This is a genomic window from Denitratimonas organivorans, assembly GCF_037478135.1.
In the GTDB taxonomy this organism is placed as follows: Bacteria; Pseudomonadota; Gammaproteobacteria; order Xanthomonadales; family Xanthomonadaceae; genus Denitratimonas.
The window spans coordinates 205,321-227,380 of record NZ_JBBHDV010000006.1 but is presented as its reverse complement, the minus strand read 5'-3'; the positions used below and the strand labels follow the sequence as shown (position 1 = coordinate 227,380).

Here is a 22,060-nt window from a genome sequence, read left to right as displayed (position 1 = left end):
ATGCAGTCCAGGATCACTCTCACCTTGGCGCTGTCCACGCTGCTGCTTGCAGCCTGTGGCGGCTCCAGCAACAGCGACCGCGCCGTACCCACGGCACCGTCGAACAACAACGATGGATCGCCGGTCACCGGCGTGCTGACAGCACGGTTCGATCCGACCAATTCAGTGGTGCCGTTGCCCAACAACCTGCTGTTGTCGGGCACCACCGATCTGACCTTGAACCCGCCGGTCGCCGATCCGAACAACTACGCCGATCCGACCGTGGCGATCAGCACGCTGGACGGCTGGAGCACGACCGGGCCGATGTCGACCAGCTTCAATGCGCCGCCGGATGCCAGCTCGATCGTTCCGGGGCAGAGCGTGCGCATCTTCGAAGTCTCGCTGACCGGCCCGGGTGGGGGCACGACCAGTATCAACCGCGAACTGGCCGGCGGCACCGAATTCGTCACCGCGCTGGCGCCCAATGATGCCAGTGGCAAGACCCTGGCGATCATCCCGACCCGCCCGCTGCAGCAGCTGACCTCGTACCTGGTGGTGCTGACCGACGGCATCCGCGATGCGCGCGGCAATGACGCCACCGCCGATCAGGCCTACCACCTGTCCAAGCGTCCTTCGCCACTGTGCGTGAATGGCACCAGCACCGAGCCGCTGCTGCCGGCCGCCACCGCCTGTGCGCTGGAGCCGCTGCGCCAGCTGACCAATTCGCATCTGGCCGTGGCCGGTGCCGCCGGCATCGACCGTGATTCGGTCGTGCTCAGCTGGGTCTTCACCACGCAGAGCATCACCCCGGTGATGCAGGCGGTGCGCTCGGTCACCCAGCCCGGCGCCGCGCGCCTGGTCAACAGCGGCCAGACCATCGCGGTGGCCGGCCTGCCGCCGATTGCCGATATCCACATCGGCACGCTGACCGTTCCGTACTACCTGACCGCGCCCAGCGCGGAAAACCCGACCGGCCCGCTGACCGGTTTCTGGAAGGCCGCGCCGGGTGCCTACGTGCCGCCGTTCGACGCCGCCGGACTGGACCCGCGTTCGACCAACCTGACCTTTGCCAATCCGTTCCCGGTGAAGACCAGCGACGTGACGATTCCGGTGCTGGCGACGATCCCGAATGCCGCTTCGGGCCAAACCAAACCTGCTACCGGCTGGCCGGTGGTGATCTTCCAGCATGGCATCACCGGCAACCGTAGCCATGCGCTGGCGGTGTCGGCGACGCTGGCTGCGCAGGGTTTCGCGGTGGTCGCGATCGATCTGCCGCTGCATGGCCTGCCGCCGGACAACGCGCTGGCGATCGGCAATACCCCGTTGGGCGCGATCGCGTCCGAGCGCACCTTCAATGTCGACTACACCAACAATGAAACCGGCGCGCCCGGCCCGGATGGTGTACCGGACAGCTCCGGTGCGCACTTCATCAACCTCAGTTCGCTGCTGACCTCGCGCGACAATCTGCGCCAGGCAGTGGCCGATCTGTTCGTGTTGAGCGCCACGATCCCGTCGCTGGATATCGATGGCAACGGCGTGGGTGATTTCGATTCCTCGCGCATCCAGTTTGTCGGCCTGTCGCTGGGTGCGATGGCCGGTACCCCGTTCCTGGCGCTGGAGCCGACCGTCAATGTCGGCCTGCTGTCGGCACCCGGTGGCGGCATCGCGCGCCTGCTGGATGGCTCGCCCACGTTTGGTCCGCGCATCCGCGCCGGTCTGGCCGCGTCCGGGGTCCAGGCCGGTACGCCGACCTATGACAGCTTCATGGGCGCAACCCAGCAGGTGATCGATTCGATCGATCCGGTCAACTACGGATTCATCACCGCGCAGAACGCGATCCTGCTGCACGAAGTGGTGGGCGGCGGTGACAGCCCGTCTGATCAGGTGGTGCCCAATGCCGTGGCCGGTGCGCCGCTGTCCGGTACCGAACCGCTGATCCGTGCGATGGGCCTGGCGCCGATCACCGGGACCACGCAGTCGGCCAACGGCATCCGTGGCGTGACCCGCTTCACCGCCGGTGAACATGCCTCGCTGATCAACCCGACGGCGCCGGCTGTCACCGCCGAAATGCAGGGTCAGATGGCCAGCCTGCTGCTGACCACCGGCACCGTGGTGCAGGTCAACGACACCTCCGTCATTCGCGCCGAGTAAGCCAGGAGCACTAACGATGATTGCGAACATGAAAACCTTCCGCGCCGCGCGCGCCCCGTTGGCGCTGGCCGTGGCTGGCGTGATCGCGGCGACGGTGTCCAGCCCTGTACTGGCGTTCGATTTCTCGCGCGGAGAATTGTACGGCTCGCTCGACACCACGGTTTCCTTCGGCGCCTCCTGGCGTGCGCAGGATCCGGCCGACGATCTGCTGGCCAAGGCCTATCTGAACCCGGCGATCGTGGCGCAGATCAGCGCGCTCACCGCCGAAGGCCGCTATATGGAGGCGCAGCAACTGCAACTGGCCGCGCCCGGCCGTTTCTCCGGCAACCGTGACGATGGCAACGTCAAGTACGACAAGGGCGACGTGATCTCCAACGCCTTCAAGATCACCTCGGAGCTGTCGCTGAACTGGCGCAACTCCGGTGCGTTCGCGCGTGCCACCTATTTCTACGACTTCGAGAACGCCGACCGCAACGATCTGAGCAGCGATGCCAAGGACCTGATCGGCAAGCGTTTCCGTCTGCTGGATTCGTTCGTGTTCCACAACTTCAGCTACGGCGAGTCCGGTACCGGCGCCGTGCGTCTGGGCCGCCAGGTGGTGAGCTGGGGCGAGAGCACCTTCATCCAGAACGGCATCAACGTCATCAACCCGTTCGACCTGTCCGCGCTGCGCGTGGCCGGTGCCGAGCTGAAGGAAGCCTTCCTGCCGGTGGATTCGCTCTGGGCCTCGTTCTCGCTGACCGAAAACCTGTCGCTGGAAGCGCTGTACCTGTTCGAGTTCGAGGAAGTGGAAATCGACGCCTCCGGCACGTACTTCTCGGCCAACGATTTCGCCGCGCCCGGCGGCAACTACGTGATGCTGAACTTCGGCACGGTGCCGCAGCCGGTCAACAATCCCGATCTGTTCTATGACGTGTGCTACGCCGGCCCGGCCGGTTATGCCGCCAGCGATACCGGCCTGCCGCCAGCGCTGGTGGGTGCCGGCTGTTCGGCCGCGTTCCCGCGCAGCCCCAACAACAACGCCAAGGACAGCGGCCAGTACGGCCTGGCGCTGCGCTACTACGCCGACTTCTGGAACGGTGTGGAATTCGGCCTGTACTACCTGAAGTACCACAGCCGCATTCCGGTGATCTCCGGCATCGCGGTCACCAATACCTCGCCCAGTTCCGGCAGCTACTTCCTGGAATATCCGGAAGACATCGACCTGATCGGCCTGTCCTGGAACACCTCGCTGCCGGGCGGCATCGCCTTCCAGGGCGAGATCAGCTACCGCGACAACATGCCGCTTCAGATCGACGACGTGGAACTGCTGTTCGCCGGCCTGTCGCCGCTCAATGCGGTGCTGCCGCAGCCGGCGCTGCATTTCTCCAGTCAGCTGGGCAACTACGGCCCGGGTGAATACGTGCAGGGTTGGGACCGCCACGAAGTCAGCCAGATCCAGTCCACCTTCACCAAGATGATCGGCCCTGGCAATTTCCTGGGTGCCGACCAGATCGCGCTGGTGGGCGAAATCGGCGCCACCAAGGTCTGGGACCTGCCCGATCCCTCGGTGCTGCGCTATGAGGGTGAAGGCACCGACACCGGTGGCGGCTACGCGATCGATTCGGGCTACCTGCGCAATCCGTCGACCCAGGCCGGTGGTTTCGCCACTTCGTTCAGCTGGGGCTACCGCGTCGCGGCACGTGCCGAATACGCCGGCGCGCTCGGCGGCTCGATCAATCTGGCTCCGCGCATCGCGTTCAACCATGACGTGAACGGCACCACCCCCGGACCCGGCGGCAATTTCCTGGAGGGCCGCAAGTCCGGTACCTTGGGTGTGGAAGCCAACTACATGAACCGCTGGTCGCTGGACCTGAGCTACACGATCTTCACCGGTGGCAAGCCTTTCAACCAGATCCACGACCGCGATTTCTACTCGCTCGTGGCCAAGTACTCGTTCTGACGCAGTCAAGGAGCACTACATGATTTCCCGCAACCAAACGACCTTGGCTGTACTGATCGGACTGGCCCTGGGGGCCGGCCCGGCGATGGCAGCCGTCAGCGCCGAACAGGCCGCCCGGCTCGGCAAGGAGCTGACCGCGGTGGGCGCCACCGCCGCCGGCAACGCCGAAGGTACGATCCCGGCCTGGGAAGGCGGCATCACCACGCCGCCGTCCGGCTACAGCCAGGGCATGTTCCATCCGGATCCGTTCGCATCCGATGCGGTCAAGTTCGCCATCACGCCGGACAACTACCGCGAGCACGCCGACAAGCTGACCGAAGGCCAGAAGGCGATGTTCGCGCGTTATCCGACCTTCCGGATGGACATCTACCCGACCCGCCGCTCGGCTTCGTTCCCGCAGCGCACCTACGAATACACGATCAAGAACGCCACCACGGCGCGCCTGACCGATGACCAGGACGGTGTGCTCGATGCCGCCGAGGGCATCCCGTTCCCGATTCCGCAGAACGGTGCCGAGGTCATCTGGAACCACAAGATGAAGTACAAGGGCGTCAGCGCGGCGCGCTGGACCAATCTTGCACCGGTGACCGCCAACGGCCAGTACAACCTGGTGAAGATCCGCGAGGAGTTCATGGGCCTGTACTACAAGCCCGGCAACACCATCGACGACATCAACAACATCCTGCTGTACTTCTACCAGTCGGTGGAAGCGCCGGCGCGTCTGGCCGGCCAGGTGCTGCTGGTGCACGAAAGCCTCAACCAGTCGGTGCAGCCGCGCAAGGCGTGGGTCTACAACCCCGGCCAGCGTCGCGTGCGACTGGCGCCGAACGTGGCCTATGACAACCCAGGCACCGCGGCCGATGGCCTGCGCACTTCGGACATGACCGACATGTTCAACGGCTCGCACGACCGCTACGACTTCAAGCTGGTGGGCAAGCAGGAAATGTACGTGCCGTACAACTCCTACAAGGCGCACAGCGACAAGTCGCGTGTGTCGGACATGATCAAGCCCGGCCATATCGATCCGGACTATCTGCGCTATGAGCTGCACCGCGTCTGGGTGGTCGAGGCCACGCTCAAGCCGGGCAAGCGTCATATCAATCCGCGCCGCACCTTCTATGTCGACGAGGACAGCTGGCAGATCCTGATCATGGACCACTACAACGCCCAGGGCGAGGTCTGGCGTTATTCCGAGGCGCCGTCGATCAACTACTACGAGGTGCCGGTGTTCTGGACCACGATGGAGAACCACCACGATCTCCAGTCCGGCCGCTATCTGGCCACGGGCGTGGACAACCAGGACACGCCGCCGGACTACTCGTACCAGTCCTCGCTGGAAAACTACACCCCGCAGGCCCTGCGTACCCGCGGCGTACGTTGATCCTGGCAGGCAGGTGATTTCCCGTCAGCCGCGACCGCAAGGCGCGGCTGACGGTCTTTCCAGCAACATGAAATCGTCGCCGCGTGATGCTTGCCCGATCCATGCAAGGCGCGGCAACATGCGATGAAACGCACCGATACTGTGGTGCGGCGATATCCAAGGGGAGGACGATCCATGCATTCCAATGCGATTGTGCGTCGCAAGGCCGCCGTGTTTTTCCTGGCCGCCGCCACCGCGTTGCCGGCGCTGGCGCAGCAGGCACCGGCGCCGGATGCATCGGTGCAGTACAGCGAAGTGCTGCCGCTGGTGCCCCGGCAGAGCCTGATTCTGGGCCTGACCGAAGCGGCCTCGCGCGCGGTCGCCGTGGGCGAGCGCGGCCATGTGCTGGTATCGGAAAGCCGCAGCGACTGGCGCCAGGTGGAGCAGGTGCCCACCCGCGCCACATTGACTGCGGTCGATGCGGTCGGCGATTCCGTCTGGGCGGTCGGTCACGACGGCACCATCATCGCCAGCCGTGATGGCGGCCTGAGCTGGACCCTGCAACGCAGCGATGTGCTGGACACCAGCCCGGATGCGGTGTTCGACCCGCACCAGGGCGTGCCGCTGCTGGACGTGCTGATGCTCGATGCGCAGCGCGGTTTCGCGATAGGCGCCTATGCGCTGCTGCTGCGCACCGACGATGGCGGAGCCAACTGGCGGTTCGTGTCGACCGAGGGCGTGCTGGCGGAAGATGATGCCGGCGAATCCGCCTTCGATGACGAGGACATCGGTGACGACGACAGCTGGACCCTGTCGGACGAAGACCTGATGCTGGATGAAGAATCCGAACCACATTTCAATGCCATCACCCGCACCGGCTCCGGAGCACTGGTGATCGTCGGCGAGCGTGGCGCGGCCTACCGCTCGCGCGACGGCGGCAGCAGCTGGGAGCGCCTGCAACTGCCTTACGGCGGTTCGATGTTCGGCGTGATCGGTTACGAAGGTGACCACGTCGTCACCTTCGGCATGCGCGGCAATATCTATGAAAGCCGCGATCTGGGCGACAGCTGGGACCAGATCGATGCCGATACCGATCTGAGCCTGATGGGCGGCGCCGGCTGGGGCGATGGTGGATTCGCGCTGGTCGGCGCCAACGGCATCGTGGTCACGCGCAGCGCCAGCGATGCGCCGCCGAAGGTGCAGATCCATACCAATGCCAACCAGGAAACACCGGTGCTGGCCGGCGTCATCGTGCGCCCGAACCGCAGTCTGGTGGTGTCCGGTGACAAGGGCGTCGACCAGTTCACGCCACGCAACCAGTAAACAGGGGAAACAATCATGGCGCATGGCGGCAATGTCGAAGCCGGACCCATCACACGGGCCTTGGAAAAGCTGATTTTTGGAGCCCGTCCGGTGGTGCTGGTGCTGTTCGCGGCGATCACCGTGATCGCGCTGGTGCTGGCTAGCCAGCTGCGGGTGGATGCCGGCTTCAAGAAGCAGATTCCACTCGAACACGAGTACATGCAGACCTTCCTCGATTACGAGGCGGATTTCGGCGGTGCCAACCGCGTGCTGGTGGCGCTGATGGCGCGCGACGGGGAAATGTTCGAGCCGGGCTTCTTCACCGCGCTGGAAGGCCTGACCTCCGACGTGATGGCGATCGAGGCCACCGACAACGCGCGGGTGCGTTCGCTGTTCACCCCGAATGTGCGCTTCGTGGAAGTGGTCGAGGACGGTTTTGCCGGCGGCAACGTGATTCCGTCCGAATTTTCCGCCAGCCATGCCAGCGAAGAGGATTTTGAAACCATCCGCGGCAACATCGTCAAGGCCGGCATTGTCGGCCGGCTGGTGGCCAAGGACTGGTCCGGGGCGATGATCTGGGCCGATCTGGTGCCCGAAACCGATACCAACAAGCTCGATTACCAGGCCATCGCCGACCAGTTCGAGGCACTGCGCGGTACCTATGAGGCGCAAGGCTACGATGTGCACATCATCGGTTTTGCCAAGATGGTGGGCGACATCAGTGACGGCGCGCGCTCGGTGATCGTGTTCTTCTTCCTGACCATCGCCTTCACCTGGCTGCTGCTGTTCCTGTATTCGACCTCGGCCAAGCTCGCCAGCCTGACCGTGTTCGCCTCGCTGGTCGCCGTGGTCTGGATGCTGGGCGCGCTGCGCCTGATGGGCTTCGGCATCGATCCGATGAACATGCTGACCCCGTTCCTGATCTTCGCGATTGCGGTCAGCCACGGCGAGCAGATGATCAACCGCTTCCGCGGCGAACTGTTCTTCGGCGGGCTGGAAGACGGCACCGTGGATGAACTGCGCGCGCGCAAGGGCGTGGACCCGCTGACCGCCGCGAAGCTGTCGTTCCGGATGCTGCTGGTGCCCGGCTCGGTGGCACTGATCGCCGGCTGCATCGGCTTTGCCACGATCCTGATGATCCCGATCCGGATCATCTTCGAGCTGGCGATCACCGCCACCGTCGGCGTGGCGCTGACGATCCTGACCAACCTCGTGCTGCTGCCGGTGCTGCTGTCCTACACCCGGCTGCGCAACATGGAACGCAAGCGCGAATACCGCCTGCGCCAGTTGACCCGCTTTGACCGCATCTGGGCCGCGCTGACCCGCTTCAGCAAGCCGTTGCCAGCCGCGATCCTGATCCTGATCGGCTTCACCACCTGGTGGTTCGCCGAACAGCACGGCGACAAGGTGATGATCGGCGATGCGCAGGAAGGCGTGGCCGAGCTGCGCCCGGAAGCGCGCTACAACCAGGACGCGCGCGCCATCACCGAGAAATTCGCGCTCGGCGTGGACATCCTCAACGTCATCGCCGAGGCGCGCCCGGATGCCTGCACGCTCAGCTATCCGACGATGGAGCTGATCGACCGTTTCGCCTGGCATCTGGCCAATGTGCCGGGCGTGCAGCAGGTCATCACGCTGCCGATGGCGGCCAAGATCGTCAACGCCGGCTGGAATGACGGCGCGATCAAATGGCGCGTGCTGCCGCGTGATGCCGACTCGCTGCGTCTGGCCACGCAGGGTTTTGAAACCGATTCGGGCCTGTTGAACGCGGACTGCTCGGCGATGCCGATCACCGCATTCCTGGCTGACCACCGGGCCGAGACCATCGACCGGGTGATCGACGCGGTGAAGCAGTTCCGCGAGGAAAACAATGCCTGGCATGAAGGCGTGAACCTGCGCGAGCAACTGGCCGAACAGGCCCGCGAGGCCGAAATGAACGGCGAGGACCTGCAGTCCGACGCCGTCAACCTGCGCCTTGCCACCGGCAACATCGGCGTGGCCGCAGCCACCAACGACACCGTGCGCGCGGTGGAATCGCGCATGCTGCTGTTTCTGTACGGCGCGGTGTTCCTGATGTGCCTGATCAGCTTCCGCAACCCGCTGGCGGCGCTGTGCATCGTGTTGCCGCTGGTGCTGGTGACCGAGCTGGGCCACTCGCTGATGGTGGAGCTGGACATCGGCATGAAGGTCAACACCCTGACCGTGGTGGCGCTGGGTGTCGGCATCGGCGTGGACTACGCGATCTACATCTTCGCCCGCATGCGTGAATCGCTGCGCGCCGGCAAGACCGTTTCCGAGTCCTACTTCATCGCCTTGAAAACCACCGGCATCGCGATCTTCTACACCGCACTGACACTGGCCGTCGGCGTGGCGATGTGGATCTTCTCGGATCTGAAGTTCCAGGCCGATATGGGCGTGATGCTGACCTTCATGTTCGTGGTGAACATGATCGCCGCCATCATCTTCCTGCCGGCCCTGTGCCGCTGGCTGCTGCGCCCGGGAGAAAAGGACACCTTCAAGCCGCAGCTGTGAGTGGTTGAATGTGAATGCAGCACGCGACACGGCAGCTTCGGCTGCCGTGTCGCGTCCCGGCCGCCCGCAATCGTCAAGCGCGAAACATGAGGTCCCGCCGCGCTACGGCGTTCATGCATTGACCGCGACCGTATGCGGCATTGATTGCCGCAGTGGTGGCATCGGGCCGGATGGCACTCAAATCTCCGCCGGCTCCGGCAATTTCCGTGCGCGTGTCCTGGCGCGCAGTGCGATGAAGAACACGCCGCCCAGCACCATCGCGCCGCCGATGTAGAGGCGTGGGCCGGGGCGGTCGCCCCAGAAGGCGATGCCCAGCGCCACCGCGAACACCGGGGTCAGCAGTAGATAGGGCGTCAGCGTGGAAACCGGATGGCGCTGCACCAGCCAGTAGAACAGGCTGTGGCCCAGCACCGAGGCCGCCAGCGCGGCCCAGGCCACGCCCAGCCATGCCATCGGCGACGCCTGCGTGATCGCCAGCCAATGGTTCTGTTCGGACAGCAAGCTCCAGGCCAGCAACGGCCCCACCGCGATCAGCGCCACCCAGCCCTGCATGCCGATCGGGTGCATCCCGGTCAGGCCACGCATCGTCACCGTGCCCACGGCCAGTGAAAACGCCGACAGCAGCATCAGCATCAGCGCGAATGGAGCATCCAGCACGATTGGATCAAAGCCCAGCACCAGCACCCCGGCAAAGCTGACGCTGACCCCGGTCCAGGTGCGCCAGCCGATCTTCTCGCGCAGAAACAGCACCGCCAGCACCGTGGTCATCGGGATGTAGCTTTGCAGCACGATCGCCGGCGAGGCCAGGTTGCCGGCTTCCTTCAGTGCCCAGAAATTCAGCCCGAAATGCAGCGCGCCATTGCACAGCGCCACCACCGCCAATCGCGGCCATTGCGCACATGTGGGCCAGCGCATCCACGGCAACAACAGCAGGATCAGCGGCAGCAGGCGCAAGGCGGCAAACAACAGCGGCGGCAGTTCGCGCAGCGAGATCGCCGAGGTCAGGAAGTTGATTGCCCAGACCACGCAGATGGTCAGGATCAACAGCAGGTGGAGGCGGGGCATGGGTGTGGATTCCTGCCACTCCGCCACGGGCGTGGACGGAGCCGGGGTTGTCGTTGTGTGGCCATCCGGGAGGGCGACGGGTATGCAGCAGCGAAAGGATGGATTCCGCTGGTGATGAAAGGCCGGTAGTGATCGCGCCGATGTCCTTTCCGCCTGCCGTTCGGGGGCGGAACGGGTGGTGAAGTATCGGAACCGGTCAGCCTGGCACGTCGGCGGTCAGGCGCCGCAACGCCTCGGCATAACGCTCCACGGTGCCGGCGATCACCGCGACCGGCAGGGTCGGGCCGGGGGCGGTCTTGTTCCAGTCCAGCGTTTCCAGATAGTCGCGCACGAACTGCTTGTCGTAGCTGGGCGGGCTGCTGCCGACGCGGTATTCGTCGGCCGGCCAGAAGCGCGAGGAATCCGGCGTCAGCATTTCGTCCATGACGTGCAGGCGGTTGTCCTCGTCCAGTCCGAATTCCAGCTTGGTGTCGGCGATCAGGATGCCGCGCTGCGCAGCGTATTCGGCGGCGTAGCGGTAGATTGCCAGCGTCGCGGCGCGCACCTGTTCGGCCAGGTCGGCACCGACCAGTTCAATCATCCGGTCGAACGAAATGTTCTCGTCGTGATCGCCGATCGCGGCCTTGGTGGACGGGGTGAAGATCGCTTCGGGCAATTGTTCGGCCTGGCGCAGACCGGCTGGCAGCGAGATGCCGCAGACCGTACCGTTGGCCTGGTAATTCTTCCAGCCCGAGCCGATCAGGTAGCCGCGCGCGATGGCTTCCACCGGCAGCGGCGTCAGGCGCTTCACCACGACGCTGCGCTGCACATAGGGCGTCGGGTCCACGCCGCGCGGCAGCACCTGTTCCACCGGGGTGCCGAGCAGGTGGTTGGGAATCAGGTGGGCGGTGCGCGCGAACCAGAAGTTGGACATCCGGGTCAGCATCTCGCCCTTGCCCGGCACCGGGTCCGGCAGGATCACGTCGAACGCGGAAATGCGGTCGGTGGCGACCATCAGCAGGCTGTTGCCGGGCAGGCCGTAGATGTCGCGCACCTTGCCCTGATGCAGCAGCGGCAGGCCGGGCAGGTGCGAGGTGTGCAGCGTGGTGGACACGGCGGATTCCGGAAGGGCAGGGCGCGATAGTTTAGAGCGGATGTCGCGCCAGCATTATGAGCAATTGCCGTATGGCCTGGCCGCGATGACTGACGGCGGCCTTTTCCTCGCGCGAAAGTTCGGCCGCGCTGCAACCGCTGGCGTCATCGAAGAACACCGGGTCGTAGCCGAAACCGTCCTCGCCGCGCGGCTCGTGCAGGATGCGGCCGTGCCAGCGGCCTTCGCACAATAGCGGGGCCGGGTCGGCGGGATGGCGCAGCAGCGCCAGCGTGCAATGGAAGTGGGCCTGGCGGTGGTCTTCGGGAATCTGTTCCAGCGCGTCGAGCAGTTTCAGGATGTTGGCCTGGGCATCGCCATCGCTGCCGGCGTAGCGTGCCGAAAACAGGCCCGGCGCGCCGCCGAGTGCATCCACGCAGAGGCCGGAATCATCGGCCAGCGCCGGCATTCCGCCCAGCTGCGAGGCGTGGCGCGCTTTCAGCAAGGCGTTTTCGGCAAAGCTCAGGCCGGTTTCCTCGATGTCGGGAATGCCGAGCGCGGCCTGCGGCACGACCTGGATGCCATGCCCGCCGAGCAGTTGCTGGAACTCGGCCAGCTTGCCGGTGTTGTGGCTGGCCAGGATCAGTTTCATGGCTGCAATGCCAGTGCCGCGGCCTGTGCCGCGAACAATTCTTCGGCGCCCTTGCTGGCCAGGTTCAGCAGCAGGTCCAGTTCGTCACGGCGGAAGGCGTGGCCTTCGGCGGTGCCCTGCAATTCGATGAAGCCGCCGCCGTCGTTCATCACCACGTTCATGTCGGTATCGCAGTCCGAATCCTCGGCATAGTCCAGATCCAGCACCGGCACGCCGCGATAGACACCGACCGATACCGCCGCGACCGAACCGATCACCGGCGACGCGGCGATCTCGCGCCGCTGCACCAGCCAGTTCACCGCATCGCGCAGTGCCACGTAGGCGCCGGTGATCGCGGCGGTGCGGGTGCCGCCATCGGCCTGCAGCACATCGCAATCCAGCGTGATGGTGCGTTCGCCGAGCGCGCGGCGATCGACACAGGCGCGCAGCGACCGGCCGATCAGGCGCTGGATTTCCAGCGTGCGGCCGCCCTGTTTGCCACGCGCCGCCTCGCGGTCGCTGCGGGTATGCGTGGCGCGCGGCAACATGCCGTACTCGGCGGTCACCCAGCCTTCGCCCTTGCCGCGCAGGAAACCGGGAACCCGGTTCTCGACACTGGCCGTGCACAGCACCTGGGTGTCGCCGAAGCAGACCAGCACCGAACCTTCGGCGTGGCGGGTGTAGTGGCGCTGGATCAGCACCGGGCGCAGCTCGTCGGCGCGCCGGCCGCTGGGACGGGAAATCTCGCTCATGAAGCAGTCCTGCCTGAAAAGCCGGTCATGGTACTCCGCCCGGCGCGTCGGGCAGAGCTACCAGGCGTTGTCATAGCCGAGCCGGCGGGCGCGTTCCAGCAGCGCATCGCGGTCGCGTTCGCGCCGGTTGCGGTCGTTGCTGACGTAGCGCAGCCGCTGTTCGGCGATTTCGCGCGCGGTCTTGCCGGTGTTTTCGTCGTCGATTTCGGCGCGCAGTTCGTCGAGCTCCTTCTTCAGTCGCTCCAGCTCCTGCTCCACGCCGTACACATCGCGGCCGTGGTGGTAGGCCGGCATGAACGCGGCTTCGGTATCGCGCGGGCACTGGTGCTGGTAGGTCTCGCCCTTGCGCCCCATCGAGAAGGCGCGGGCCGGTACGCAGAATTGCCGCAGTCCGGTGGCATGGCCGGCATGGTAGGCGCGCGCATCCACGCCGAAACCGTGCTTGGCACAGGCCTTGTCGTGGTGCGAGAGGCGTTCGGCGCTGTATCCGTAGCGGCCGTCTTCCAGGCCGATCCGATGCCAGTCGCCGCGCGCGCAATCGGTTTCGCTGAGCGTGGCACAGCCGGCCAATGCCAGCAAAAGCGCCATGCCGGCAAGGTTCCTGATGGATGTCATGCAGGGCATCTCCGTTAAAACCCGGGCCTATCCGGGCATCTTCGGAATAGTGCCAGAGCGCCTGCCGCGATGGCATCGGCCTGCGGATGCGGCGGCCGGTGCGTGGCGGCGGTAAGCTGCGCGGTCTTTCCTTTCGACTGGAACCGTGATGATCCGCAGCATGACCGCCTTCGCCTCGGCCGAGCGCGCCACCGCCTGGGGCACGCTCAGCGCCGAAATGCGTGCCGTGAACCACCGCTACCTGGAGTTTTCGCTGCGCGCGCCCGACGATCTGCGCGGACTGGAGCCGGTGATCCGCGAGCGCGTGGCCGGCAAGGTCCAGCGTGGCAAGGTGGAAATGTCGCTGCGGCTCAAATCCGCCGCGTCTGATTCCTCGCGCGAACTGGTGCTCAATGCCGAACTGCTCGAGCGCCTGGCGCAGGTCGCGGCACAGCAGGCTGGCCGTTTCCCCAATCTGCAAGTCAACTTCACCGAACTGCTGGCCTGGCCCGGCGTGGTGGAACAGGACACCCCCGATCCGGCTGGTTTGCAGGCCGAAACCCTGGCGCTGATCGACACCACGATCGGCGAATTCTGCGCCGCGCGCGAGCGCGAGGGCGCCAAGCTGGCCGCGGTGTTGCGTGAAAAGCTGGATGGCATCGAAACCGCCTGCGCGCAGGTGCGCCAGTGGCTGCCGGAGATCCGCGCCGGCCTGCGCACCCGGCTGGAAACCCGCTTCGCCGAACTGGCCCCGACGCTGGAGCCGGGCCGGCTGGAGCAGGAATTCGTGCTGTGGCTGCAGAAGCTGGACGTGGACGAGGAGCTGGACCGTCTCGCCACCCACATCGCCGAAGCGCGGCGCGTGCTCGGCCTGCGCGAAGCGGTCGGCCGCCGCCTGGATTTCCTGATGCAGGAATTCAACCGCGAGGCCAACACCCTGGGCTCCAAATCTGTCGACGCGCGCACCAGCCAGATCGCGGTGGAGCTGAAGGTGCTGATCGAACAGATGCGCGAGCAGGTGCAGAATTTGGAATGAGGCCCGGCGCGGCGTGAAACCGGGCACGCGCGCAGCGGACCCGGTGATGCTCAGGCGCCGGACTGGCGCAGCAGTTTCAGCACCATCGCCACCACGGTGAAGGCGCCGGCCAGCAGCAGACCCCACAGCAGCCATTGCCACGCCGTGGGTGAACCGTCGGCATCAGGGCGCGGTGCCAGCGCGGCGCTGCCGGCCAGTTCCGCACCGCGTCCCAATTCGGCCTCGGGCGGCATCCAACCGTCATCACCGCGACTGCTGCGCAACTGCGCCAGCACCGCATGCAGCGGCACGTGGCTGCGTTGCGCGCGGGCGCTACCGGCAGCCAGGCGGAACGGCGGCTCGCCCTGGGTCAGCAACGCGAACTGGTCGGGGCGGTAAAGCAGGGTCAGCTGCGGCGCACGCGCCTGCACAGGTTCGGTGCGGACGCGCCACTGGCGGTCGCGTATCAAGCCGGTATCGAAGGCGGCAGAGTCGATCGATCCGGCGCCGGTACCGACGCGGAAGGCATTGCCGCGGGCACGCTCGCGCCATGGCAGATCCGCGCGCGGCCGGCTTTCGATGATGACGCTGGCGGCGGCATTGCGATCAGCCAATGTCACGGCGACCTGTTCCACCGGGAACGGACCGTCGCTGTGGTAGACATGGCCGTGGCCGCGCGCCTCGGGTTCGCCGTCCAGTGCGATCTGGTGATGCGGCACGTCCGGGGTGTCGATCGCGCGTCCGCGGACCGCCAGCACCTTCGCGATGGGCAATTCGGCCTGGCGGTCGGTGCGCAGCAGGCGCAGGTACGGCAGGTGGGTGGGCGCGAATTCGATCCGGCTGCGTTCCAGCTTCAGCCCGCCCTCGTTCAGCGATACCAGCGCCTGCTGCGCCACCAGCCGGGTCCAGTTGGACAGGTCGCGGCTGCCGAACACGTCCACGCGGGCATTCAGCGGTGGGCTGCCCGCTTCAAATTCCACCAGCAGCGCGCGCACCGGGGTCTGCATCGCGGACAGGTCCAGCAGCAGGTCCGGGCCGGCCGCGCCGAGTTCCACACCAGTGTCGATGCGTTCCAGCCGGCCATCGTTGCGCTCAGCCACGATCAGGCGCAGACGCTCACCGGTGTTGCGCGCGCCCACACGCGGGATGTGGAACAGCGGTGCCTCCAGCGGCGGCGGTGGCGCGGCCAGGCGTCCGGCATGGTCGAGCACGCCTTCCAGCGGTGCCAGCGGCACCGCCTCGCCGGCGGCGTTGAACACCACCAGATCCGACAGGTCATCGCGCCACAGCCGGGAGTAGACCTCCGGCGCCAGCTTGAAACGCATCATGTCCTGCTCCGCGTCCACCGCCAGCGGCCATTGCCACGCGAAGTCGTCGGGCGTCGGCGGCGGGTGACGCAGCTCCTGCGCCATCGATGGCGCGCCGGACACGGTCAGCAGCAGGATCAGCAGCAGGGATCGGATCATGGGGTGTCCTTTGCCGGTTCGTGCCGTGGCGGCGTCGGTGCAATGCGTCCGACCAGCACCAGCAGCCCGCCGACGGCGATGAACGAAACAATGCCGGCCAGATTGCCGACGTATTGCCGGTCCACCAGCACCAGCTTGGCCAGCACCAGGCCCATGCCCAGCGCCCCGGCCAGCCACAGGTTCCAGTGTTGGCGGCGTGAGCCCGATACCCAGGCAATCACGCCGGCGATGCTCCACAGCACCGTCAGCGTCGCCTGCGCGGTGCCGTTGTCCAGGATCTTCGGGCTCCACGGCACGCCGCTGTAATGGTGCACGGCGCGCAGCCCGGCCAGGCTCAGGAACACGAAGCCGGCGATCGCCAGCGGCAGCGGTGCGCCATCCGGCGAGCGCCGCCACAGCCAGCGCCCGGCCACGATCAGACCGATCAGCTGCGCCAGTTCGAGCGGATTGAACAGCGGCACGAACGGCAGCGGTGCGGCATCGCCATCCAGTTGCAGGGACATGAGCCAGGCCAGCACCAGCACGATGCCGGCCGGCACGAACCAGCGCGCTGCATAGCGCGGGAATTGCGCCTGCAACGGGAATGTACCCAGCGCCGGCGCCCGTGCGGTCAGCAGCAGCAACGCGATCAGCGGCGCCAGACAGGCCAGCAGCACCCAGCTGCTGCCCAGCGCTGCGATCTCGTTCGCCCAGCGGCCCAGCGCCAGTCCGTAGACCAGCGCCAGCGTGGAAAGAAACGCCACATGCGCGAACGACAGACCGCGTTGCAACGGTGTGCGCAGCGATGCCAGGCCGAGCAGTGCCGCCGCGATCCAGACCAGCCAGGCGCCTGCCAGTGGAGCTTGCAATGCCGATGCATCGAAGCCTTCGATCAGCAGTGCCAGCGGAATCCCGACCAGTAGCGTCAGCAGCACGTTCCAGCCCGGTCGCGGCCAGTCCAGGCCACGCCGCAGGCCGGCCATCAGCAGCATCGTCAGCGCCGAAAAACCGACCCAGGCCCAGGGCTCCCCGACCGGGAAGCGCGACAGCGAAAACGCCGCCACGTGCTGCTCGATCTCGCGCAGCCCCAGCCACCACCACCACAGCGTGCCGAGGATGAAACCCGGCCATACCCACAGCCGCCGCTTGCCGGCGCGCTCGTACAACAGGCTGATCGCGAACGTCGATGCCGCCAGCAATGCCACGCCCAGCGCATGGCCGTTGAGCAGCGGCCATTCACCGGCGCTGGCGTGCCAGCCGCCATCGATCGCATCGAGGAAATACGCACCTGCCGCCAGCACCTGCAACGCGATCCCGGCCACTTGCGGAAGCAGACGGCGTTGGCGCAGCCCCAGCCAGACCAGTGCCGCGCCTTCCAGCGCCCAGGTGACGCAGGTCCAACGCGCCGAAAATGCCAGCGGCACCGCGAGCGTGGCAAAACCCACCGCCAGCGTCGCGAACGACTGCCCCAGCAGCACCGCGCCGCGCTTGCGGATCAGCCAGAACGCCAGCCCGGCGTACAGCAAGGCCACCGCCAGCGCGCACCAGGCCAGCGTCATCGGCTCGTGGTGCAGCATCGCGGCCAGCAGCGGGAACGCCAGCAGTGGCGTGCCGAACACCAGCGTGCCATCGACGAAACCACGCTGCCGCCCCGGCGCACGCAGTGCGTGCAGCACCGCGATCGCCACGTAGAACAGGAAGAACAGCAGCAGGAACGGCGCCACCGTGGACAGGTGTTCGGGCCGGTAATACTGCACCCCCCAGGCCAGCCCGATGGCGAAGGTGAAGGCGAAGCCGATCAGGTTCAGCGCACGCCACTGGCGCAGCCAGGCGATGACGAACACCGCCGCATTCAGCACCGCATAGAACGAAAACAGCGCGACATGGCTGCCTTCTCCGGTACTCAGCAGCACCGGCGCCAGATAGCCACCGAGGAAGCCCAGCACTGCCAGCGCCATCGCGTGCTGCAGCACCGCCAGCGCCGCCGCGCCGGCCACCAGCACCAGCACCAGCGCGAAGGCGATGCCGGAGGGCAGCAGCGCGTACAGACGATAGGCTGCGAACACCGTCAGCAGCAGGATGCCGATGCCGCCGCCCTGCATGCTCAACCCGAACGCCGGACGCAGGAGGCGGTTGCGCCAGCCCCAGACCACGGCGGCAAGACCGCCGGCTGCCACCAGCGCCAGACGCGCCGCCAGCGGCACCTGCACCCAGCCGGCATCAACCGAATATTTCAGCGCCGCCGCCACGCCGAACAGCAGCACCAGCACACCGATCTTGACCGGCACATTGCCGCTGAACAGCCAGTCCCGGCCGCGTGCCAGCAGGCGTGCGAACGGCGGCGGATCGTCTTCCACCGCCCCGGTCGGCCATTGGCGCGGACCCTGGGCGGAGATTGGAGATGGAATGCGTGTTGCAGCGGTTGCCGGCGCATGGGCGACGCGCCCCCCTGATCCAGCCGACGCTGACGCTGCTGTGGCTGCCGGCGCACGCGCGGCCAGCGCTGCCGCTGCCGGAGGTTCGGCCGGGACGTGGGGAGCGTGCGGGGAACGTTGCGCGGCATCGGCTGCGGATGCGCCGGTCGCCGGCGTGGCAACGGCACGGGCCGCTTCAACCCGAGCGCCGGCCACTGCGTTGTCGGAGGCGGAAGGGTTCTGCGCCGGTGGTTTCGTCGTCTGCCCGGCGGCCATTGCTGCGGCGGCCGCGCGCCCCATATCCAGCGCTGCGGCCTGGCGTTCGAGTGCGGCGATGCGTTGCCGCAGTTGCCCGATCCGCGCGCCCTGCCAGCCCAGCAGCGCGCCGGCCACAAGACCCAGCATCACTTCATGGATACCGCCCAATATGGCGCCGAAGAACGCGCCCACCATCGCCAGCAACCCGTGCATCGATCACCTTGTCCAGCGTATCGGCCCGGCGGGCCATCGCCTGCAAGTATGACCGGCGCGGGCATCGCGCTGCATCCGCGCACTGCATCCGGCGATTCTTTGAACCAGACTCTCAGCGCAGCTGGCTGTCCTTGCTGCCACGCCGGTTGTAGCCGCTGAAACTGTCGGCCTTGTCCAGCTCGCTCTGGCAGGCGATGCAGCGGCGCACGCCGGGGATCGCGTCGCGCCGGGCCTGCGGGATCGGTTCGTCGCAGTCCTCGCATTCGGCCAGGCCGGGGCCCTGCGGCAGGCGGCTGCGGGCGCGCAGCACGGCATCTTCGACCGTGCTGTCGATCTGGTCCTGCACCGCGCCTTCTTTTGCCCATCCGGTTGCCATGCCGATGAGGATGGGTCGGGCATGGCGGCAATTCAAGCCGCCGAGATCCTGCCCGGATCAGCGCATCAGCGCATCAGTACACGTCGCGGCGGTAGTGACCGGTTTCGGCCAGGTGCTGCATCCGGGCATCGCCCAGGATCGAGCGCAGTGCCGCGTCCACGCCGCCGGCCATGCCTTCCAGACTGCCGCAGACGTGGATGCAGGCACCGGCCTCAATCCAGTCTTGCAGGCGTTCGGCCTGCTGCTGCAGCAGATGCTGCACATACACCCGCTGCGCGCCATCGCGCGAGAAGGCCAGATCCAGATGGCTCAGATGACCTGCCGCAAGCGCGGCTTCCAGCTCCACGCCGTGGAAGAAATCGCAGCTGCGCTGGCGCTCGCCGAACAGCAGCCAGTTGGCATGTCGCCCGGCCGCGATGCGTTCACGCAGCAGTGCGCGCAGCGCGGCCAGACCGGTGCCGTTGCCGATCAGGATCAGCGGCACATCGTCATCCGGAGCGTGGAAGTTGGGATTGCTGCGCAGCCGCAGAGCAATGGTTTTCCCGGGTGCGGCATGTCGTGTCAGCCAGCCGGCGGCCAGCCCGAGACTGCCATCGGGACGATGCCCCTGCCGCACCAGCAATTCGAGCGAGCCATCGGCCGGAATCGAGGCGATCGAATAATCCCGGGCGCGCAGCTGCACCACGGTGTCGGCCACCTGCTGTGCGTCCATGCCGGCGATATGCGCGGGCTCGGGCAGCTCGCAGCGGGCGACGTGGTCGATCAAGGATGAGCCGGCACCGGCCACGTCCACCTGCTGTTGCGGATCCAGCCCGGTGGCGCGGAACCATGCGCTCAGGGTTTCCGGAGCGTGTTGCGGCAGCACTTCGGCGATGTCGCCGGCGCGCCATGCCGGCAGCGGGTCGTCGGCCGGCTGCAATTGCAGCTGGAATACCGGCTCGCCCTGACTGCCCGGATTCAGTTCCTGCCGCTGCATCAGGCGCCAGTCCTGCCACGGTGCGGCGTCGAACTGTGGAAGTTCCAGCGCCTTGCCGCCCAGCTGCGCCAGCGCATCACGCCAGCGTTCCAGCGCGGCGGTGTCGGCGTTGTCGACTTCGATGGACGGAAACATCGGCGTCGCGCCCTGGGCCTGCAACCAGGCATCCAGTTGCCGGCCGAACGCGCAGAACTGCGTGTAGTGGCGGTCGCCCAGCGCCAGCAGACCGTAGTGCAGGCCGGGCAGTGGCGCCTTGCCGGCCAGCGTGCGCCGCACGAAACCGGCCAGCGCATCCGGCGCATCGCCCTCGCCGGTGGTGCTGGCGATGAACAGTGCGCGCGGCACCGTCGCCAGTGCTTCAACATCCAGCGCCGTCAGCGGCTTCGCGCAGGCCGGAACGCCGGCCCGTTGCAGTACCAGCGCTGTCTGTTCGGCCAGCTGCTGGGCGAACCCGGTCTGGCTGGCGTGGAATACCGGCAGCGGCCCGTCAGCACGCAGCGGCGTACCGGCTTCGGCCCGTTTGCGGGCGGCACGGCGCCGAGCGCCGAAACCCCAGGCCGCGAAGAACAGCACACTGGCCGCCAGCGCCCAGCCGATGCGCTGCGGGTCCGTGCTCCAGCGCCATTCGCCGGGGCTGAAGCGCACGGAGATCACGCCGATCACCAGCAGCGCCAGCAGGCTGGCCGCCTGCCCGAACCAGGCCCGGTCGGGTTTCGCGGAATGCCGGCTCATCGGGCGCGGTACCGTTCGAACGCCGGTGTGGCCAGGCGCCGGTAGCCGTCGCTTTCGCGCAGCGTGAACACCGCCGCCAGCCCGTGTTCCAGCGCGAAGGCCATGCCGGCCTCCGGGCCGAGCACCATCAGCGCGGCGGCGCGTGCATCGGCGGCCATCGCGCTGCCACCGTCCGCGCTGTTCATGATCACGGTCACCGCGGCCAGGGCGTGGCTCACCGGTTCACCGGTGCGCGGGTCCAGGGTGTGGGAATAGCGCCGGCCCTCGTGCATGAAGGCGACGCGGTAATCGCCGGAGGTGCCGAGCGCGGCATCGACCAGTTCGACGATGATGTCGAAATCGCTGTTCGCAGACGTGTCGGGGCGTTCCACCGCCACGCGCCACGGGCGGCCGTCGGGTTTGCGCCCCGCCGCGCGTATTTCTCCGCCCAGTTCGACCAGAAACGCCTCGACTCCGGCTTCATGCAGTAGCGCGGCGATGGCATCCACGGCGTAACCGGGCGCGAGCGAATTCACATCCAGCTGCAGGCCGCCGGGTTGCAGCGCGCGCCGCTGCGGCACGTCCAGTTGCAGCCGCGCGGCACCACTCCGGGCCTGTGCGGCGGCGATGTCTTCATCCGATGGCGGCGTGCTGCGCGATTCGCCCTGCGGACCGAAGCCCCAGGCATCCACGAGCGGGCCGATGGTCGGATCGTAGGCGCCCCGGGTGTGTGCGGACAGTGCGAGCGCGTGTTCGAGCACGGTGAAAAGGTCGGCCGGCAACGTCTGCCAGCTGCCCGCCGGGGCGTGATTGAAGCGGCTCAGGTCCGATCCGGGCTCCCAGGCGCTCATCTGCGCGATCAGCTCATCCAGGCGCTGCTCGATGCACGCGCGCAGCTCCGCCTTGCGCGAGGCAGGTGTAATGGCCGTCACCTGCCAGGTCGTGCCCATGGATGGGCCGTGCAGGCGCAAGGGTTCGGGCGTGGTGCAGGCGGCGAGCAGCAGGCCGATGCAGAGGCAGATGATGAAAATCAGGCTCCCTCTCCCCCACGCGGGAAGGAGAGGGTTGGGGTGAGGGGGCTTTTCAGGTGAGTGGGAATAGCGACGCGCGTTTGCGGTGCTCTTCCCCTCATCCCGACCTGCCCCGGCCCATCGGCCTTCATGCCGATGGACGTTCACAGGCCCGCAGCGTCGCTGCTTGAAAGCCCTGCTTGCCCCCGCGCCTGCGGGGGAGGGAGAGTCGAAAAAACCCATTCCCCACTCCTCATCCCGTTCA

Annotated in this window: 16 protein-coding genes; 6 read left to right on the top strand and 10 right to left on the bottom strand. The window is 66.9% G+C overall.

The window, feature by feature from the left end:
* The 5 genes from WDB66_RS08620 to WDB66_RS08600 all read left to right on the top strand — a co-directional run bounded on the left by WDB66_RS08620 (position 1) and on the right by WDB66_RS08600 (position 9,266).
* Complete coding sequence (locus WDB66_RS08620; protein WP_339398141.1) at positions 1 to 2,130, top strand: Ig-like domain-containing protein; 2,130 nt, start codon at positions 1 to 3, stop codon at positions 2,128 to 2,130.
* A gap of 28 nt (positions 2,131 to 2,158) precedes the next feature.
* Positions 2,159 to 4,072: a DUF1302 domain-containing protein gene (locus WDB66_RS08615; RefSeq protein ID WP_339398140.1), complete on the top strand. Its 1,914-nt coding sequence runs from the start codon at positions 2,159 to 2,161 to the stop codon at positions 4,070 to 4,072.
* A gap of 19 nt (positions 4,073 to 4,091) precedes the next feature.
* Positions 4,092 to 5,453 carry a DUF1329 domain-containing protein gene (locus WDB66_RS08610; RefSeq protein ID WP_339398139.1) on the top strand — a complete coding sequence of 454 codons (1,362 nt, stop codon included), beginning with the start codon at positions 4,092 to 4,094 and terminating at the stop codon, positions 5,451 to 5,453.
* A 174-nt stretch (positions 5,454 to 5,627) separates the two neighbouring features.
* A complete protein-coding gene (locus WDB66_RS08605; RefSeq protein WP_339398138.1) occupies positions 5,628 to 6,755 on the top strand; it encodes a WD40/YVTN/BNR-like repeat-containing protein in 1,128 nt (375 codons plus the stop codon).
* A 15-nt stretch (positions 6,756 to 6,770) separates the two neighbouring features.
* On the top strand, positions 6,771 to 9,266 hold the full coding sequence (locus tag WDB66_RS08600; RefSeq protein WP_339398137.1) for an efflux RND transporter permease subunit: 2,496 nt from the start codon (positions 6,771 to 6,773) through the stop codon (positions 9,264 to 9,266).
* A gap of 177 nt (positions 9,267 to 9,443) precedes the next feature.
* On the opposite strand, the gene WDB66_RS08595 is transcribed toward WDB66_RS08600, so the two are convergent.
* The 5 genes from WDB66_RS08595 to WDB66_RS08575 form a co-directional block, all read right to left on the bottom strand.
* Positions 9,444 to 10,331, bottom strand: coding sequence for a DMT family transporter (locus WDB66_RS08595; protein ID WP_339398136.1), 888 nt, complete (start codon positions 10,329 to 10,331; stop codon positions 9,444 to 9,446).
* A gap of 196 nt (positions 10,332 to 10,527) precedes the next feature.
* Positions 10,528 to 11,424: a phosphoribosylaminoimidazolesuccinocarboxamide synthase gene (locus WDB66_RS08590; protein WP_339398135.1), complete on the bottom strand. Its 897-nt coding sequence runs from the start codon at positions 11,422 to 11,424 to the stop codon at positions 10,528 to 10,530.
* Positions 11,425 to 11,455: 31 nt separating this feature from the next.
* A complete protein-coding gene (rdgB, locus tag WDB66_RS08585; protein ID WP_339398134.1) occupies positions 11,456 to 12,052 on the bottom strand; it encodes an RdgB/HAM1 family non-canonical purine NTP pyrophosphatase in 597 nt (198 codons plus the stop codon).
* Positions 12,049 to 12,783, bottom strand: a complete 735-nt coding sequence (gene rph / locus WDB66_RS08580) for a ribonuclease PH (RefSeq protein ID WP_339398133.1) — start codon at positions 12,781 to 12,783, stop codon at positions 12,049 to 12,051. The genes rdgB and rph overlap by 4 nt, the downstream gene beginning before the upstream one ends.
* A 57-nt stretch (positions 12,784 to 12,840) precedes the next feature.
* On the bottom strand, positions 12,841 to 13,398 hold the full coding sequence (locus WDB66_RS08575) for a DUF2799 domain-containing protein (RefSeq protein WP_339398132.1): 558 nt from the start codon (positions 13,396 to 13,398) through the stop codon (positions 12,841 to 12,843).
* 148 nt (positions 13,399 to 13,546) lie between these two features.
* On the opposite strand from WDB66_RS08575, the gene WDB66_RS08570 reads away from it, so the two are divergent.
* Positions 13,547 to 14,413: a YicC/YloC family endoribonuclease gene (locus WDB66_RS08570; protein WP_339398131.1), complete on the top strand. Its 867-nt coding sequence runs from the start codon at positions 13,547 to 13,549 to the stop codon at positions 14,411 to 14,413.
* A gap of 50 nt (positions 14,414 to 14,463) precedes the next feature.
* Here the strand turns inward: WDB66_RS08570 and WDB66_RS08565 are convergent, their stop codons facing one another.
* From WDB66_RS08565 to WDB66_RS08545, 5 genes are all read right to left on the bottom strand, one after another.
* Entirely contained in the window at positions 14,464 to 15,858 is a 1,395-nt protein-coding gene (locus tag WDB66_RS08565) for a DUF3999 family protein (protein WP_339398130.1), read from the bottom strand.
* Positions 15,855 to 18,722 (bottom strand): DUF2339 domain-containing protein, encoded by a 2,868-nt coding sequence (locus WDB66_RS08560; protein ID WP_339398129.1) that lies wholly within the window; start codon positions 18,720 to 18,722, stop codon positions 15,855 to 15,857. Before WDB66_RS08560 ends, WDB66_RS08565 begins: the two co-directional genes overlap by 4 nt.
* 112 nt (positions 18,723 to 18,834) lie before the next feature.
* Positions 18,835 to 19,098 (bottom strand): DksA/TraR family C4-type zinc finger protein, encoded by a 264-nt coding sequence (locus WDB66_RS08555; protein ID WP_339398128.1) that lies wholly within the window; start codon positions 19,096 to 19,098, stop codon positions 18,835 to 18,837.
* A 73-nt stretch (positions 19,099 to 19,171) separates the two neighbouring features.
* Positions 19,172 to 20,806, bottom strand: a complete 1,635-nt coding sequence (locus tag WDB66_RS08550; RefSeq protein WP_339398127.1) for a sulfite reductase subunit alpha — start codon at positions 20,804 to 20,806, stop codon at positions 19,172 to 19,174.
* Positions 20,803 to 22,038, bottom strand: a complete 1,236-nt coding sequence (locus tag WDB66_RS08545) for an FAD:protein FMN transferase (RefSeq protein ID WP_339398126.1) — start codon at positions 22,036 to 22,038, stop codon at positions 20,803 to 20,805. The genes WDB66_RS08550 and WDB66_RS08545 overlap by 4 nt, the downstream gene beginning before the upstream one ends.
* Positions 22,039 to 22,060 lie beyond the last annotated feature (22 nt).

Excerpts from the sequence above, each read along its gene's own strand:
- WDB66_RS08620 (WP_339398141.1), top strand. The coding sequence starts at position 1 with ATGCAGTCCAGGATCACTCTCACCTTGGCGCTGTCCACGCTGCTGCTT.
- WDB66_RS08615 (WP_339398140.1), top strand. The coding sequence starts at position 2,159 with ATGAAAACCTTCCGCGCCGCGCGCGCCCCGTTGGCGCTGGCCGTGGCT.
- WDB66_RS08610 (WP_339398139.1), top strand. The coding sequence starts at position 4,092 with ATGATTTCCCGCAACCAAACGACCTTGGCTGTACTGATCGGACTGGCC.
- WDB66_RS08605 (WP_339398138.1), top strand. The coding sequence starts at position 5,628 with ATGCATTCCAATGCGATTGTGCGTCGCAAGGCCGCCGTGTTTTTCCTG.
- WDB66_RS08600 (WP_339398137.1), top strand. The coding sequence starts at position 6,771 with ATGGCGCATGGCGGCAATGTCGAAGCCGGACCCATCACACGGGCCTTG.
- WDB66_RS08595 (WP_339398136.1), bottom strand. The coding sequence starts at position 10,331 with ATGCCCCGCCTCCACCTGCTGTTGATCCTGACCATCTGCGTGGTCTGG.
- rdgB (WP_339398134.1), bottom strand. The coding sequence starts at position 12,052 with ATGAAACTGATCCTGGCCAGCCACAACACCGGCAAGCTGGCCGAGTTC.
- rph (WP_339398133.1), bottom strand. The coding sequence starts at position 12,783 with ATGAGCGAGATTTCCCGTCCCAGCGGCCGGCGCGCCGACGAGCTGCGC.
- WDB66_RS08575 (WP_339398132.1), bottom strand. The coding sequence starts at position 13,398 with ATGACATCCATCAGGAACCTTGCCGGCATGGCGCTTTTGCTGGCATTG.
- WDB66_RS08570 (WP_339398131.1), top strand. The coding sequence starts at position 13,547 with ATGATCCGCAGCATGACCGCCTTCGCCTCGGCCGAGCGCGCCACCGCC.
- WDB66_RS08565 (WP_339398130.1), bottom strand. The coding sequence starts at position 15,858 with ATGATCCGATCCCTGCTGCTGATCCTGCTGCTGACCGTGTCCGGCGCG.
- WDB66_RS08560 (WP_339398129.1), bottom strand. The coding sequence starts at position 18,722 with ATGCACGGGTTGCTGGCGATGGTGGGCGCGTTCTTCGGCGCCATATTG.
- WDB66_RS08555 (WP_339398128.1), bottom strand. The coding sequence starts at position 19,098 with ATGGCAACCGGATGGGCAAAAGAAGGCGCGGTGCAGGACCAGATCGAC.
- WDB66_RS08550 (WP_339398127.1), bottom strand. The coding sequence starts at position 20,806 with ATGAGCCGGCATTCCGCGAAACCCGACCGGGCCTGGTTCGGGCAGGCG.
- WDB66_RS08545 (WP_339398126.1), bottom strand. The coding sequence starts at position 22,038 with ATGGGTTTTTTCGACTCTCCCTCCCCCGCAGGCGCGGGGGCAAGCAGG.